Source organism: Ralstonia pickettii (assembly GCF_016466415.2).
GTDB lineage: Bacteria > Pseudomonadota > Gammaproteobacteria > Burkholderiales > Burkholderiaceae > Ralstonia > Ralstonia pickettii.
In genome coordinates, this window is record NZ_CP066772.2 from 937,887 (window position 1) to 953,620 (window position 15,734).

Below are 15,734 nucleotides of genomic sequence, written 5' to 3' on the forward strand. Positions count from 1 at the left end.
TCAGCTTCCTTGCGAATCCAATGCGGGCAGCGGTGCGTCTTTGCTGCGGCCGGCGCGACGCAGGCGCAGCCGGTCGAGCGCCAGGTAGACCACCGGCGTGGTGTAGAGCGTGAGGATCTGGCTGACCAGCAGCCCGCCGACGATGGAGATGCCCAGCGGCGTACGCAGCTCCGCGCCGTCGCCGTGGCCGAGGGCCAGGGGCAGGGCGCCGAGCAGCGCAGCCATCGTCGTCATCAGGATCGGCCGGAAGCGCAGTACGCAGGCATGGAAGATTGCATCCGCCGGGCTCATGCCCTGGCTCCGTTCGGCCTCCAGCGCGAAGTCGATCATCATGATGGCGTTCTTCTTGACGATGCCGATGAGCAGAATCACGCCGATCAGCGCGATGATCGAAAAGTCCGTGTCGGTAATGATCAGCGCCAGCAGCGCCCCGACACCTGCCGAGGGCAGCGTAGAGAGAATCGTGATCGGGTGGACGTAGCTCTCATACAGCACGCCCAGCACGATGTAGATGGTGATGAGCGCAAACAGGATCAGCACCGGCTGACTCGAGAGCGAATCCTGGAACGCCTTGGCGGTGCCCTGGAAGCTTCCATGCACGGAGGACGGCACGCCGATGCGGTTCATCGCGTCCTGGATGTCCTGCGTGGCACCGGACAGCGATGCCCCCGGCGCGAGGTTGAACGAGATCGTGCTTGCCGCAAACTGCCCCTGGTGGTTGACCGCCAGCGCCGTGTTGGTGGGCTCGTAGTGCGAGAAGGTCGACAGCGGTACCTGCGCACCCGCCGCCGTGATGACGTAGATGTCCCGCAGGCCGTCGGGGCTTTGCCAGTACTGCGGCGCGGCTTCCATCACAACGCGGTATTGGTTGAGCGGGTTGTAGATGGTCGATACCTGGCGCTGCCCGAACGCGTTGTTCAGGGCGTTGTCGATATCGCTCGGGTTGATGCCGAGCGATTTGGCCTTGTCGCGGTCGATGACGAGCGACGTCTGCAGGCCCTTGTCCTGCGTATCAGTGTTGACGTCCGTCAGCGATTTCACCTGCGTGAGCGCCTGCTTGATCTTCGGATCCCACGCGCGCAGCTCGTTCAGGTCGTCGGCCTGCAGTGTGTATTGGTACTGCGCGTTGCTGGCTCGACCGCCGACGCGGATGTCCTGCACCGATTGCAGGAACAGACTCGCGCCGGGTTCACCCGCCAGCTTGCCGCGCAGCCGGTTGATGATCTGGTCGGCGGACATCCTGCGCTCGGCCAGCGGCTTGAGCTGAATGAACATCTGCCCGGTATTGCGCTGACTGCCGCCCGTAAAGCCCACCACATTCTCCACCGCAGGGTCTTGCCGAACGATGGTGATGAAGTCGGTCAGCTTGGTGCGCATCGCCTGGAACGAGATCGACTGGTCCGCCTGGATGAAACCGATCACCCGGCCGGTGTCCTGCTGCGGGAAGAACCCCTTGGGCACGATGATGTACAGGTAGACGTTCAGGCACACCGTGGCCAGCAGGATCAGCAGCGTCAACCAGCTGTGCCGCAGCGCCCATGCCAGCGAGTTGCGGTAGAGGTCGAGCAGGAAGGTGAAGAAGCCTTCGGTCTTGCGGTGAAACCAGCCGTGTTCTTCCTCGGCGGCGGGCTTGAGCAAGCGCGCACACATCATCGGCGTGGTGGTCAGCGATACCACCAGCGACACCAGGATAGCCACCGACAGCGTCACCGCAAACTCCCGGAACAGCCGGCCCACGATGCCGCCCATCATCAGCAGCGGAATGAACACGGCGATCAGCGAAAAGCTCATCGACACCACCGTGAAGCCGACCTCGCGCGCACCCTTGAGCGCCGCCTGCATGGGGCGCATGCCGTTTTCGATGTGGCGCGAGACGTTCTCGAGCACCACGATGGCATCGTCCACGACAAAGCCTGTCGCCACGGTCAGCGCCATCAGCGAAAGGTTGTCGAGGCTGTAGCCGCACAGGTACATCACCCCGAATGTGCCGATGAGCGAGACCGGCACCGCCACGCTCGGAATGAGCGTCGCCCGCACGTTGCGCAGGAACAGGAACACCACCATGATCACCAGCGCGATCGACAGCACCAGCGTGCGCTCCACATCCTTGAGCGAGGCGCGGATGGTGGGCGTGCGGTCCATCATCACATCGAGGTTGATCTGCGCGGGAATGGTGTTGCGCAGGTACGGCAGCACGTCGTTGATGCGGTCGACCGTGTCGATGATGTTCGCGCCCGGTTGCCGGCTGATGATGAGCAGCACCGAAGGCTTGCCGTTGGCCGAGCCGTAGTTGCGGATGTCCTGCACGCTGTCAGTCACCTCGGCCACGTCGGCCAGCCGCACCGGCGACCCTTTGCGCCAGGCGATGATGAGCGACTGGTATTCGACGGCCTTCTTGGCTTGGTCGTTGGCGTAGATGGTCCAGACACGCTCGCCCGATTCCATCATGCCCTTGGGCTTGTTCGCGTTCGTGCTGGTGATGACGGTGCGCACGGTCTCCATCGAGATGCCGTACTTGTTCAGCGCCATCGGGTTCAGCTCGACCCGCACTGCCGGCAGCGAAGCTCCGCCGATGGAGACCTGGCCCACGCCGTTGATTTGCGACAGCTTCTGCGCAAGGATGGTTGAGGCCGCGTCGTACAACTCGCCGCGCGACTTGGTGTCGGACGTCAGCCCCACGATCATGATCGGCGCATCGGCCGGATTGACCTTGCGATACGTCGGGTTGCTCGGCAGGCCCGAAGGCAGCAGGCTGCGCGAAGCATTGATGGCCGCCTGCACATCGCGCGCGGCGCCGTCGATGTCGCGCGACAGATCGAACTGCAGCGTGATCCGTGACGAGCCGAGCGAGCTGGACGAGGTCATCTCGGTAATGCCCGCGATGCGGCCGAGCGAGCGCTCCAGCGGCGTCGCGACGGTAGCCGCCATGGTCTCGGGGCTGGCACCCGGCAGCGATGCGTTGACCGAGATGGTCGGAAAATCGACCTGCGGCAGCGGGGACACCGGCAGCAGGCGGAACGCCGCGATACCGGCCAGGGCCACACCGATGGTCAGCAGCGCCGTGGCAACCGGCCGCGCGATGAAGGTGGCGGACAGGTTCATCGCGGCCCGCCAGATTCGTTGGCACCAGCCGCACCGTGGCGCCGCGCGGCACGGCGCGCGCGCCAGTCGCGTATGCGTGCGCCAAGGTTGTCGAAGGCCAGATAGATGACCGGCGTGGTGAACAGCGTCAGCACCTGGCTGACCAGCAGGCCGCCCACCATCGTGATGCCGAGCGGCTGGCGCAGCTCGGAGCCCACGCCGGTGCCGAGCATCAGGGGCAGGGCGCCCAGCAGCGCGGCCATGGTGGTCATCAGAATCGGGCGGAAGCGCAGCAGACACGCCTGGTAGATGGCGTCGCGCGGAGCCATGCCCTGATCACGCTCGGCCTCCAGCGCGAAGTCGATCATCATGATCGCGTTCTTCTTGACGATACCGATCAGCAGGATGATCCCGATGATGGCGATGATGCCCATGTCCTTGCCCGACACCAGCAGCGAGAGCAGGGCGCCCACGCCGGCCGACGGCAGCGTAGACAGGATGGTCACCGGGTGGATCGTGCTTTCATACAACACGCCCAGCACGATGTACATCGTGATGACGGCCGCAAGGATCAGCCACAACTGGTTCGAAAGCGACGCTCGGAACGCCAGCGCTGCGCCCTGGAAACTGGTCTGCATGCTAGCCGGCAGGCCGATTTCCTCTTCGACTGCATTGATGGTGTCGACCGCCGCGCCCAGCGAGGCACGCGGCGCCAGGTTGAACGAGATGGTTGCCGCCGGAAATTGGCCCTGATGGTTCACCACGAGCGAGCCCGGCTGTTCCACCACCGTGGCAAACGCGCCCAAGGGAATCTGCTGGCCGCTGCTCGATGCCACGTGCAGGTCATACAGCGATTGCGGCCCCAGCTGCATCTTCGGGTCCGTTTCGAGCACCACGCGGTATTGGTTCGATTGCGTGAAGATGGTCGAAATCAGGCGCTGGCCGTAGGCGCTGTACAGCACGCTGTCGACCGCCGCCATCGTGATGCCGTACACGGCCGCCTTGTCGCGGTCGACCTGCACGTAGGCGCGCAGGCCGTTGTCCTGCAGGTCGCTCGCCACGTCGCGCAGCTCATGGGTCTGCTGCAGGCGTTCAACCAGTTTGGGCACCCACTTCGATAGGTTGTTCGGGTCCGGGTCTTCCACGGTGAACTGGTACTGCGTGCGGCTGACACGGTCTTCAATCGTCAGGTCCTGCACCGGCTGCATGTACAGCGAGATACCGGCCACCTTGGCCAGTTCGGGTTGCAGGCGCTGGATGATCTCGGTGGCATCGGCGTCGCGTTCATCCTTCGGCTTGAGGTTGATCAGCATGCGCCCGCTGTTGAGCGTCGTGTTCACGCCATCCACGCCGATGAACGACGACAGGCTCTCCACCGCAGGGTCTTTCAGCACCACCTCGGCCAGCTTCTGCTGCCGCTCCGCCATGGCCGAGAACGAAATCGACTGCGACGCATCCGAAATGCCCTGGATGACGCCCGTGTCCTGCACCGGGAAGAAGCCTTTGGGCACCACGACATACAGCAGCCCCGTCAGCACCAGCGTGCCGATGGCCACCAGCAGTGTCGTCTTCTGCCGGTCAAGCACCCATTGCAGCATGCGGCCGTACCGCGCGATGACGTTGTCGAAGAACGCGCCCGCAGCGTGATAGAAGCGCGATTGCTCGGCTTCGGGAATGTGCTTGAGCAGGCGTGCGCACATCATCGGCGTGAGCGTGAGCGACACCACGGCCGAGATCAGGATCGACACCGCCAGCGTGATGGCGAACTCGCGGAACAGCCGCCCCACCACATCGCCCATGAACAGCAGCGGAATCAGCACCGCGATGAGCGAGAAGGTGAGCGAGATGATCGTGAAGCCGATCTGCTTGGACCCCTTGAGCGCGGCTTCCATCGGCGGGTCACCCTCTTCGATGTAGCGCGCGATGTTTTCGATCATGACGATCGCATCGTCCACCACGAAGCCGGTGGCGATGGTCAGCGCCATCAGCGTGAGGTTGTTGATCGAAAAGCCTGCCAGGTACATCACGCCGAACGTACCGACCAGCGACAACGGCACCGCCACCGCCGGAATGACCGTGGCCGGCACGTTGCGCAGGAACAGGAAGATCACCATCACGACCAGCGCCACCGCCAGCATCAGTTCGAACTGCACATCCGATACCGAGGCGCGGATCGTCGTGGTGCGGTCGGTTAGCAGCGATACCTCTACGTTGCCGGGCAGCGTTTCCTTCAACTGTGGCAGCAGCGCCTTGGCACGGTTGACCACCTCGATCACGTTGGCGCCAGGCTGGCGTTGCACGTTCAGGATGATGGCGGGGGTGGTGTTGGACCAGGCGGCCAGCTTGCTGTTTTCGGCGCCGTCAACGATCTGCGCCACGTCGGTCAGGCGGATGGGCGCGCCGTTCTTGTAGGCGACGATCATCTTGCTGTACTCGGCGGCCGACTTGAGCTGGTCGTTGGCGTCGATGGTGGAGGCGCGCATCGGGCCGTCGAAGCTGCCCTTGGCCCCATTGACGTTGGCGGTACCGATGGCGGTGCGGATATCGTCGATCGACAGCCCGAGCGCCGCCAGCGCCGACGTATTGGCCTGGATGCGCACGGCGGGCCGCTGCCCGCCGCTGATGCTGACCAGGCCAATGCCGGGCAACTGCGACAGCTTTTGCGCGATGCGCGTGTCGACCAGGTCTTCCAGCTTGGGCAACGGCATCGTATTGGAGGTGATCGCCAGCGTGAGGATCGGCGCGTCGGCCGGATTCACCTTGCTGTAGATCGGCGGCATCGGCAGATCGTTCGGCAGCAGGTTGCCGGCTGCGTTGATGGCCGCCTGCACTTCCTGCTCGGCAATGTCGAGCGAGAGCGACAGATCGAACTGCAGCGTGATCACCGAGGCGCCGCCCGAGCTGGACGACGTCATCTGTTTCAGGCCGGGCATCTGCCCGAACTGCCGCTCCAGTGGTGCGGTGATGGACGACGTCATCACGTCGGGGCTGGCGCCCGGATACAGCGTCGTGACCTGGATGGTCGGGTAATCGACTTCGGGCAGCGCAGAGAGCGGCAGCATCCGATAAGCCACCAGGCCCGAGAGCAGGATGGCGACCATCAACAGCGTGGTCGCCACGGGCCGGAGGATGAAGATTCGGGAGGGATTCATGCCAGCTCGGAACAGAAAACTTCGTCAGGCGAGTGCACGCAATGCACGACTCAGGGCTTACGGTTTGGCTGCCAGGGCACTCGCGGCGGGTGCCGAAGCGCCACCCGGGCCACGGCGATGACGCCCGCCTTGATGGCCTTGGCCGGCGGCGGGTGCGCTTGCAGCAGCGGCACCCGGCTGGATCACTTCCACCGGCGAGCCGTCGCGCAGCTTGTCGGCACCGTCAATCACCACGCGCTCGCCCGGCTGCAGGCCTTGCGCCACCGACACGCGCTCACCTTCGGTCACGCCCAGCTTGACCAGGCGCAGCGCCACCTTGTTGTCTTCGCCCACCACGTAGACGAAGGTGCCCTGCGTGCCGCGCTGGATGGCGGCACCCGGCACGATCACCACGTCGCGCAGCGTATCCACCCGCATGCGCACGTTCACGAACTGATTGGGGAACAGCATCGCGTTCTGGTTCGGGAACTGCGCACGCAATTTGACGGTGCCCGTGGTGTTGTCGATGGTGTTGTCCACCGTCATGAGCACGCCGCGCGCGAGCTGCGTGGTCTGGCCGCGGTCCCACGCTTCCACCGGCAGCTTGTCGCCGGACTGCAGGCGCGGCATGACCTTGGGCAGGTTGTCTTCGGGAATGGAATAGATGACCGTGATCGGGTCGATCTGCGTGATGACGACGATGCCGTTGGTGTCCGACGCATGCACGATGTTGCCCGGATCGACCTGGCGCAAGCCAACCCGGCCAGATACCGGGGCGGTGATGCGCGTGTAGGAGAGCTGCACGCGCGCGTTGTCGACGTTGCCCTGGTCCAGCTTGACCGTGCCGTCGTACTGACGCACCAGCGCGGCCTGCGTATCCACCTGCTGCTTGGAGATCGAATCCTGCGAGAGCAGCGTCTGATAGCGCTGCAGGTCGAGCTTCGCGTTCTGCAGCAGCGCCTGATCACGCGCAAGCTGACCTTCCGCCTGGGCGAGCTGTGCCTGATAGGTGCGCGGGTCGACCTCGGCCAGCAGGTCGCCGGCCTTGACGGTCTGGCCTTCGGTAAACGCCAGGCGCACGAGCTGGCCGTCCACGCGTGTCTTGACCGTCACGTTGTTGACCGGGGTCACGTTGCCGAGCGCCGACAGGACCACGTTGATGTCGCCCTTGACGGCCGTGCCGACCATCACCGGCATGGGCTTGTTGGCCATGGACGCGCCGCGCCCGCCGGGTCCGCCTGAGCTGCCCGGGCCACCGGCATTGCGATATTTCGCGTGATAGACCGCATAGCAGATCAACACCAGGAGAACGATCACCAACCAGATGCCCCAGCGACGGCGCTTGCCGCCCTCGCGCGGGGGCGGCAGCAGCGTCGGAGACACCTCGTGGGGCGTCTCGTTCCCGTCGTATTGACGGCGACCGGCGTCATCAAACTGGCCGGGCTTCTGGTCCTTGGGATCGGACATATTTGGCGTTCCTGTTCTTAGCAATATGGGGACGAGCGCACATCATAGCGGGCGGCCGTGCCAGTGAGACCGCAGCTTAAAGGCAACGTCTTTGCGCAGAATTAGTGACGCAGCAGGTTCTATTACGTGAGATTACAAACCCGTTGCGGTGTTACCGGGAGAAACAATATGGTGAAAGCGCGCCGGATTCGTGATGGCCACAGTCGCTATCATGAGCACACCTTCCTGCGTGTACCAGACACTCCACCAGACAGATGAGCGGCACCAAGATCCTGGTCGTCGATGACGACGTCGAACTGCGCGACCTCCTGCGCGAATACCTGACCCAGCAGGGCTTTGCCGTTTCCGTGCTGCATGACGGCGATGGCCTGGCAGCCCGGCTCGAGCGCGAGCGCCCCGCGCTGGTCGTCCTCGACCTGATGATGCCCAAGGTAGATGGCCTGTCGGCCCTGCGTGACCTGCGCGCCCGCAACGATGACGTGCCGGTCATCCTGCTCACCGCCCGCAGCGACGAGATCGACCGCATCATCGGCCTGGAAATCGGCGCCGACGACTACCTCGGCAAGCCGTTTTCGCCACGCGAGCTGCTTGCGCGCATCAACGCCGTGCTGCGCCGACGCCTGGCCGTGCCGGCCTCCGCACCGGAAGACCGCGACAGCTTCAGCTTCGGCCCGTTCAAGCTCAACTTCCGCATGCGCACGCTGTTTCGCGGCGACAGCGCGCTCTCCATCAGCGATACCGAGTTCGCATTGCTCAAGCTGCTGATCGGTCACGCGATGCAGGTGCTCACGCGCGAGCACATCGTCGAGTTGATGTACGGGCCGGGCAGCGGCGTGTCCGACCGGGGCATCGACGTGCAGATCTGGCGCCTGCGTCGTGTGCTGGAAGAGGACGCCCAGCGCCCCCGCTATATCCAGACCGTGCGCGGCCGCGGCTACACCTTCGTGCCGGACGAGCGGGAAGAGGTCGATGAAGTTCAATAAGATCCGCCCTAGATTCGACACGCTGTTCGGCCGGTTGGCCGTGCTGATCGTGGTGGTGCTCGTGCTCAGCCATTTCTCGTGGCTGGGCGTGCTGCGTGCGGAGCGGCGCGAGCGACAGTTCCAGGCGTCGGTAGACCAGATGGCGTTCCAGCTGCAGGCCTTCCAGGCGGCGATGGACGGTCATTTGAAGGTCAAGCTGCCGGATCTCGTGACCGAAACCGCCGACCCGCCTGCGGGCGATGCTTCCTCGGCCTCGGATAAGTCTGCGGAGTTGGTCCGTCAGCTTGCGCGCCGCTTGCCTTCCGATACGCAGTTGCGACTGGAAGCCGGCCCCACGCCGCGCGTGTTTGTGCGCTTTCCGCAGCGCAACAAGTGGATTGCCATGCCGCTGGTGTGGGTGCATGCCCCGCCCACCATCTCGGCCGTCGTGCCTGGCGTGATGGTGGTGCTGGCGATTGCGATTGCGTTCTCGCTGTTTGCGGCGTGGCAGATCCAGCGCCCCGTGCGCGAGCTGGCCGATGCAGCCGGTGCGCTGGCGCGCCGTCGATACGTGCCGCCGCTTAAGGAGCGCGGCCCGTACGAGCTTCGCCAGTTGACCGAGCAGTTCAACCATATGGCGGCAGACCTGTCGGCCACCGACGAAGAGCGCAACACCATGCTTGCCGGCATTGCGCACGATCTGAAGACGCCGCTGTCACGCCTGCGCCTGCGCGCCGAAATGCTCGCCGACCAGAAAGCCGGCGCCGGTATCGAGCGCGATGTCGAGTCCATGTCGGCCATCGTCGAGCAGTTTCTCGCCTATGCGCAAAGCGGCGACAGTGAGGCGCGAGAGGTGTCGGTCGACCGTCATCTGCGCGGCCTGGTGCAGCCGTTTGCCGAACAGGGCAAGCATGTCGCGCTCGATCTGCATGCGGGGGACCGCTTCCGCCTCAAGCCGACCCATCTGGAGCGCATCGTGGTCAACCTGCTCGACAACGCGTTCGCGTATGGCGCCGAGCCTGTCAACGTGCGCACGTCGGCGGACGAGACCGGCTACACGCTGACGGTGGAAGACCACGGCGCGGGCATCCCCGTTGCCGACTTTGATCGCGTCATGCGGCCCTTTGTGCGCCTGGACCCCGCGCGCGGCGGCAATGCGCATTGCGGGCTCGGCTTGGCAATTGTCGATCGCCTGGTGCGTCATCTGGGCGGCGATCTCACAGTCGGGCCGACGGCCGCGGATGCGCCATCGCCGGGTTTCCGGGTCACCATGCGGTTTCCGGTCTCGACCGCGGCGGCCTGATCGCCCGATCGTCCGACTGACATACGGGCGTGCGTTTGCGTAAGCTATCCTAGGCGAGGCAAGCACGCTTGTTGCGTGCGCTCACCAGAACTCCGGGAGGAAACGCATGAAACGCGCTGTCTGTCTCGTCAAGGATGCTGGCCAGGCCCGCATGACCGCCGCCGTTGCCGCGTGTTTGTTGGCGATGGGTCTGGCGGCTTGCTCGTCGCCGATGCCTCCGTGGGAGCCGCCGCGCACGATCATCCAACCCGCACCCCCGCCGCCGAGGCCCGCACCCGCGCCGCCTACCCCGCTGCCACCGGCGCCTGCCATGCAGCCGGCGCCCGCCCAGCCGCCGGCCTACGCGCCCCCGCCTGCCGGCGACACCGAACCGCCACGCGCAACGCCCGGCATGGCGAATCCGGCATCCACGTATTGCCTGCAGCGCGGCGGTCAGCTTGAGTTTTCCACGCGCGCCAATGGCGCCGAAGTGGGAACCTGCGTCAGCCCCGGCGGCGACGAATGCGAGGAATGGGCGTTCCTGCGCGGCAGTTGTACGTGGTGAGTGCCGGCAGTCGCCGCAGGTAATGAAAAGGGCCGCAGATGTTGCGGCCCTTCTTGCTTGGGGGATGCGATTGGTTTGGAGAGGCTTACCGCCGCGCCACCACTACCTTGTCGGCAGATTCAGCCACCAGCCGCATCGGCACGCCCGCTTCCTGCAGCTTCTGCCACGTCGTACGGCGCATGAATGCGTAGGCGGGTGGCCCGTCGGTCCAGCGCTTGATCCATGCGTCCGTGGTGGCAACCACCTTGTTCGGCTCCAGGCCGGCGCCCATTTCCAGCTCGTCAAAGCCCGAGACCAGCGTCATCGGCCGACCGAGGTAATAGATGGCGGTCTGGTCCAGCCACTCGACCGAGTAGAACGGCGTCTCGGCGGGAATCGGACCCGTCGCATTCAGCGTCTTTTCGATGACGTCGCGGGCAGACAGCGCGTCGCGAAAGATCTCGCTGGCGTTGAGAATGCGGTCCCAGCAGAACAGGGCAGAGACCGACAGCACGATCACGGCCACTGTGCGCCGCTGCCAGCGCAGCGCCACGAGAGCGGCCAGCGTGCCGGCAGCCAGCATGGCCATCACCTCGCGCAGCGCCGGCATGGCCAGCGCAACCTGTTCGGCGGGCATCTTGGCGCCGGCCTTGGCGCCGATCATCGGCACGGCAAACCATAGCCCGATGGCGATCAGCAGATTGATGCCCAGCGACCATGCGACCGCGCGGGTCGGCATCTTCTCCAGCGCCAGTGCCAGCACGATCGCCAGCGCGGGGAAGGCCGGCACAATATAGCCCGGCAGCTTCGAGTTCGATGCCGAGAAGAACAGGAAGATCATCCCCGCCCACGCAATCGACCAGCGCATCAGGTCAAACTGCCGCGTGCCGACAAACAGATCGGCCGCGCGACCCACCCGCCGTCCCATGGCTGCAAACAGCAGCGGCGTCCACGGCAGCAGCCCCGCCGCGCCCACCGCGATGAAGTACCACCACTTGCCGCTGCGATGGTGCTCGTTAGTCAGGAAGCGCTGGAAATGCTCGTGGATGAAGAAGAAGTTGAAGAACTCCGGGTTGCGCTGCTGCACGATCACGAACCACGGCACCGTGGCGATCAGGTACAGCGCAAGGCCCGGGAGCCAATGCATGCGGCGGATCAGCGCCCAGTCGCGCGTCATCAGCAGATAGGCCACGCCGATCAGCCCGGGGACGACCAGCCCGATCAATCCCTTGGTGAGTGTCGCGCCCGCCAGCGCCAGCCAGACCACCAGCATCCACGTGAGCCGCCCACCACGGGATGCACCGGGCCGCTGCGCGAGCGCAAAACCGCACGCACCGACGGTCAGGAAGAAGCCCACGCCCATGTCGAGCGTGATGACCTGCCCGAACAGCAGATACAGCAGCGACGAGGCGAGAATCGCTGCGCCGGTTGCCGCCGCCCGCCCACCGCGATAGACCGCCAGCGTCCAGGCCGTCATCAGGATGCCGCCCAGGCCGAACAGCACCGGCCACAGGCGCGCTCCCCAGGCGCTGACGCCGAATGCCTGGAACGTGGCAGCCGTCGTCCAATACTGCAGGGGCGGCTTCTCGAAATATTTGAGATCGTTCAGGCGCGGCGTCACCCAGTCGCCGGAGACCACCATCTCGCGCGGGATCTCCGCATAGCGGCCTTCATCGGGTCGGAACAGGGTGGAGCGCTGGAACAGGTCGTCCGTCCAGAGCGCGAGAAACACGCCGATGAGTGCGACAACGATCAGCGCCATCCATGGCGAGCGGCGGGAAGAGACTAGGCGGGATTCCATGCGGGGGCGGCGATAGCGAGCACGGTCGGAAAGGCTTGGATTCTAGTCGATGCAGGGTTAGCGGATGGTTAGCCTGGCCAAATGTCTCGCCCCGGCACTGTTGTGCGCATGAACAAAGCCCAGCTCGACAACTATTACGCCATCCACATTGCCAAGCATTGCCCGACGGCGACGATCTTTATCCTGTGCGTCAACGGTCTGAGCCATAACGAAGCCGAAGATGCCCGGCACCGATGTGCTGCTGCATGCCATGCTGGCTCGGTGACAGAGCGCGGGATGGCGCTTTGCCCGACCCGTCAGTAGGGTCGAATCGTTGCAACTTGTTGCGGTAGCATTGCGCTTGCCGGCGATCCTGCCGGTTCAGTACGTCTTCAGGGCGGGGTGAAATTCCCCACCGGCGGTATGCGGACCGTGTGTCCGCGAGCCCGCGAGCGCCTTGCATGCGCCTGCATGCAGGGGTCAGCAGATCCGGTGAGATGCCGGGGCCGACGGTCAGAGTCCGGATGGAAGAAGATGTGCGGAACAACACGCTCGTGCTACAGGAGCGCGCCTGGTTTTGTGCCGGGCTGCGCCGCTGCATGGCTCGCGCGTGTTTGTCTGCTTGCCCTGGAACGTCTTGTCGCCAATCTTGCGAGGAGCGTTTCCATGTTGTCCACTCAGCAATCCCCAGCAGTTCACCCGCCCGCATGGCCTGCCGCGAATGTGGCCTTTGATGCCATCGAAGCCCGCTTCGATCCGGCCGACATGCCTGCGCGCATGGCCGCCGCGCTCGATGCAGTTCGGCTTGGCGTGCCCGTAGTCGTGCTCGACGATGCCGACCGCGAGAACGAGGCCGACCTCATCGTCGCCGCCGACAAGCTCACGCAGGCCAGCATGGCCATGCTGATTCGCGAGTGCAGCGGCATCGTCTGCCTGTGCCTGACGGCGGAGAAGAGCGCGTCGCTCGGCTTGCGTCCGATGGTGGAAGACAACCGCAGCCAGTACGGCACGGCGTTCACGGTGTCGATCGAGGCACGCACCGGTGTGAGCACCGGCGTATCGGCGGCGGACCGCATCACGACCATCCGCGCGGCCATCGCGCCGGATGCCGATACGCAATCCGTCGTCAGCCCCGGGCACGTATTCCCGCTGGTGGCGAAGGAGGGTGGAGTATTGGCGCGGCGCGGGCATACCGAGGGCTCGGTCGACCTGGCACGTCTGGCGGGCTTGCCGCCGGCGGCCGTGCTATGCGAACTGATGCTGCCCGATGGCACCATGGCGCGCCGCGACGACGCGGTGCGCTTCGCCGATCAGCACAACCTGCCGGTGCTGACCATCGAAGATATCGTTCAATATCGCGAGCAGATGGAGCGCGCGGTCAGCTTTGTCTGACGACCCGCCGGCCGCGCGAGAGAGGTGACGCTGATTACCGCTTGAGCGCGGCCGCTTCCTTGGCGAGCGCCGTGATGCCTGCCCAGTCGCCGGCAGCGACCTTGTCCTTGGGCACCATCCATGAGCCGCCCACACACACCACGTTGGGCAGCGCGAGGTAGTCGGGCGCGCTTTGCGGCGTGATGCCGCCGGTCGGGCAGAAACGCACATCGCCGAACGGCCCGTAGATCGACTTGAGCATCGGGATGCCGCCAGCCGCTTCGGCCGGGAAGAACTTGAGCGTCGTCAGGCCGAACTCCAGCGCCAGGATCAGCTCGGACGGCGTGGCGATGCCGGGCAGCCAGTCCAGTTCAGTCTTCCCCTGTGCCGCGGCCAGCATGGGCGTAATGCCCGGCGACACCGCGAACACCGCACCGGCATCCTTCGCCTGCCGGAAATGCTCCGGCCGCGTGAGCGTACCGGCACCGACGATGGCGTCGCTGCCCAGGTCCTTCACAACGGCCCGGATCACGTCCAGCGCTACCGGCGTGCGCATCGTGATCTCGAACGTGCGGATACCGCCCTCGTACAGCGCGCGGCACACCTTGACGCCTTCATCGACAGATTGGAACTGCAGCACCGGGATGACCGGGCCGGCCTTGACGACGGAATCGATACCCACAACGTTCTCCTAGATCAACATCAACGGAACAAGCTTAAACGACGGTCGCCAGCGCCAGCGTGAGCAGCAGCGCGACGATCGAGATGATGGTTTCCAGCACCGTCCACGTCTTGAAGGTTTGCGGCACGGTCAGGTTGAAGTACTCCTTCACCAGCCAGAAGCCACCGTCGTTCACGTGCGACAGGATCAGCGACCCTGCGCCGGTGGCCAGCACCATCAGCTCCGGCTTGACGGCGGCGCCCGACGCTGCGGCGATCGGGGCGACGATACCGCAGGCGGTCGTCATGGCCACCGTGGCCGAACCCGTTGCGATGCGGATCAGCACGGCCACCACCCAGCCCAGCAGCAGCGGCGACAGATGTGCATCGGTGGCGACGGCCACGATGGCCTTCGACACGCCCGAATCACGCAGGATCTGGCCGAAGCCGCCGCCCGCGCCCACCACCAGCGTGATCGTGGCGATCGGGGCCAGACACTCGTTGGTGAACTTGAGGATGGTCTCGCGATTGAAGCCGCGTGCCTTGCCGAACGTGTAGAAGCTCACGATGGCGGCAATCAGCAGGGCCATCACCGAGTTGCCGGCCAGCTTGAGAATGTCGTTCGCCAGCGTCTTGGGCGCAACGATCAGGTCGGCCCAACTGCCGATCAGCATCAGCACCACCGGCAGCAGGATCGTGAACAGCGTCACGCCAAAGCCCGGCAGCTCGCGCTTCTGGTCGGCTTCAACAAACTGCGCGGCCAGCGGGTTATTCTCGTCCGGCTTGACGTAGCGCGAGACCAGCATCGCCCACAGCGGACCAGCCAGGATGGCAGTCGGCAGGCCGACGATCAGCGCATACATGATCGTCTTGCCGATGTCGGCCTGGTAAGCCGTCACGGCCAGCAGCGCGGCCGGGTGCGGGGGGATCAGGCCATGCACCACCGACAGACCGGCCACCATTGGCAGGCCCACCAGCAGGATCGGCGTGCCCGTGCGCTTGGCCACGTTGAAGGCAATCGGGATCAGCAGCACAAAGCCGACTTCAAAGAAGACCGGCAAGCCGATGATGAACGCCACGACCATCATGGCCCAGTGCGCGTTCTTCTCGCCAAAGGCACTGATGAGCGTTTTGGCGATGCGCTCGGCCCCCCCTGATTCCGCCATCATCTTGCCGAGCATCGTCCCGAGGCCCACCACCAGGGCGATGTGGCCGAGCGTGTTGCCCACCCCGGTTTCGAACGCCTTGACGATGTTGCCCATCGGCATGCCAACCACCACGCCCAGCACAAGCGAGACGACGATCAGCGTGACGAACGGGTTCAGTTTCTGGACAGCAATCAGGTAAATCAGTGCGACCACCGCCAGCGCGGCGGTCAGCAATAGCGAGTTGCCTTGCATCGGGACCATCGGGTTTCCTCCTCAGGGATATTCACGGCTCTTGTTGTCTGGGCGCC

At 65.1% G+C, this 15,734-nt stretch carries 10 protein-coding genes, 1 pseudogene and 1 riboswitch; of the genes and pseudogenes, 5 read left to right on the plus strand and 6 right to left on the minus strand.

Annotation, left to right across the window (positions count from 1 at the left end; genetic code table 11):
• From RP6297_RS20505 to RP6297_RS20515, 3 genes are read right to left on the minus strand one after another with little or no spacing between them, the layout of a single operon-like run.
• Nucleotides 1-3,102 carry a multidrug efflux RND transporter permease subunit gene (locus RP6297_RS20505; RefSeq protein WP_009240584.1) on the minus strand — a complete coding sequence of 1,034 codons (3,102 nt, stop codon included), beginning with the start codon at nucleotides 3,100-3,102 and terminating at the stop codon, nucleotides 1-3.
• Nucleotides 3,099-6,233 (minus strand): MdtB/MuxB family multidrug efflux RND transporter permease subunit, encoded by a 3,135-nt coding sequence (locus RP6297_RS20510; RefSeq protein WP_009240585.1) that lies wholly within the window; start codon nucleotides 6,231-6,233, stop codon nucleotides 3,099-3,101. The genes RP6297_RS20505 and RP6297_RS20510 overlap by 4 nt, the downstream gene beginning before the upstream one ends.
• A gap of 57 nt (nucleotides 6,234-6,290) precedes the next feature.
• Nucleotides 6,291-7,679 carry an MdtA/MuxA family multidrug efflux RND transporter periplasmic adaptor subunit gene (locus RP6297_RS20515; RefSeq protein ID WP_009240586.1) on the minus strand — a complete coding sequence of 463 codons (1,389 nt, stop codon included), beginning with the start codon at nucleotides 7,677-7,679 and terminating at the stop codon, nucleotides 6,291-6,293.
• A gap of 254 nt (nucleotides 7,680-7,933) precedes the next feature.
• Here RP6297_RS20515 and RP6297_RS20520 point away from each other — a divergent pair, with 254 nt between their 5' ends.
• The 3 genes from RP6297_RS20520 (at nucleotide 7,934) to RP6297_RS20530 (ending at nucleotide 10,488) form a co-directional block, all read left to right on the plus strand.
• Complete coding sequence (locus tag RP6297_RS20520; RefSeq protein ID WP_009240587.1) at nucleotides 7,934-8,662, plus strand: response regulator; 729 nt, start codon at nucleotides 7,934-7,936, stop codon at nucleotides 8,660-8,662.
• The gene (locus RP6297_RS20525; RefSeq protein ID WP_009240588.1) at nucleotides 8,649-9,944 is read left to right on the plus strand and encodes an ATP-binding protein; all 1,296 of its coding nucleotides are present in this window, start codon (nucleotides 8,649-8,651) and stop codon (nucleotides 9,942-9,944) included. Before RP6297_RS20520 ends, RP6297_RS20525 begins: the two co-directional genes overlap by 14 nt.
• 106 nt (nucleotides 9,945-10,050) lie before the next feature.
• Complete coding sequence (locus RP6297_RS20530; protein ID WP_009240589.1) at nucleotides 10,051-10,488, plus strand: putative hemolysin; 438 nt, start codon at nucleotides 10,051-10,053, stop codon at nucleotides 10,486-10,488.
• A gap of 85 nt (nucleotides 10,489-10,573) precedes the next feature.
• Here the strand turns inward: RP6297_RS20530 and RP6297_RS20535 are convergent, their stop codons facing one another.
• Nucleotides 10,574-12,268, minus strand: a complete 1,695-nt coding sequence (locus RP6297_RS20535; RefSeq protein ID WP_171924803.1) for an ArnT family glycosyltransferase — start codon at nucleotides 12,266-12,268, stop codon at nucleotides 10,574-10,576.
• Between the two features lie 138 nt (nucleotides 12,269-12,406).
• On the opposite strand from RP6297_RS20535, the pseudogene RP6297_RS20540 reads away from it, so the two are divergent.
• Together RP6297_RS20540 and ribB are read left to right on the plus strand one after the other, a co-directional pair.
• Nucleotides 12,407-12,533: pseudogene (locus RP6297_RS20540) on the plus strand (Zn-dependent hydrolase); the annotation flags it as partial.
• Nucleotides 12,534-12,631: 98 nt separating this feature from the next.
• Nucleotides 12,632-12,787: riboswitch (FMN riboswitch) on the plus strand.
• Between the two features lie 126 nt (nucleotides 12,788-12,913).
• On the plus strand, nucleotides 12,914-13,639 hold the full coding sequence (ribB, locus tag RP6297_RS20545) for a 3,4-dihydroxy-2-butanone-4-phosphate synthase (protein WP_009240591.1): 726 nt from the start codon (nucleotides 12,914-12,916) through the stop codon (nucleotides 13,637-13,639).
• Nucleotides 13,640-13,673: 34 nt separating this feature from the next.
• Here the strand turns inward: ribB and RP6297_RS20550 are convergent, their stop codons facing one another.
• On the minus strand, nucleotides 13,674-14,300 hold the full coding sequence (locus RP6297_RS20550) for a bifunctional 4-hydroxy-2-oxoglutarate aldolase/2-dehydro-3-deoxy-phosphogluconate aldolase (protein WP_009240592.1): 627 nt from the start codon (nucleotides 14,298-14,300) through the stop codon (nucleotides 13,674-13,676).
• Nucleotides 14,301-14,334: 34 nt separating this feature from the next.
• Nucleotides 14,335-15,687, minus strand: a complete 1,353-nt coding sequence (locus RP6297_RS20555; protein ID WP_009240593.1) for a GntT/GntP/DsdX family permease — start codon at nucleotides 15,685-15,687, stop codon at nucleotides 14,335-14,337.
• Between the last annotated feature and the right edge of the window lie 47 nt (nucleotides 15,688-15,734).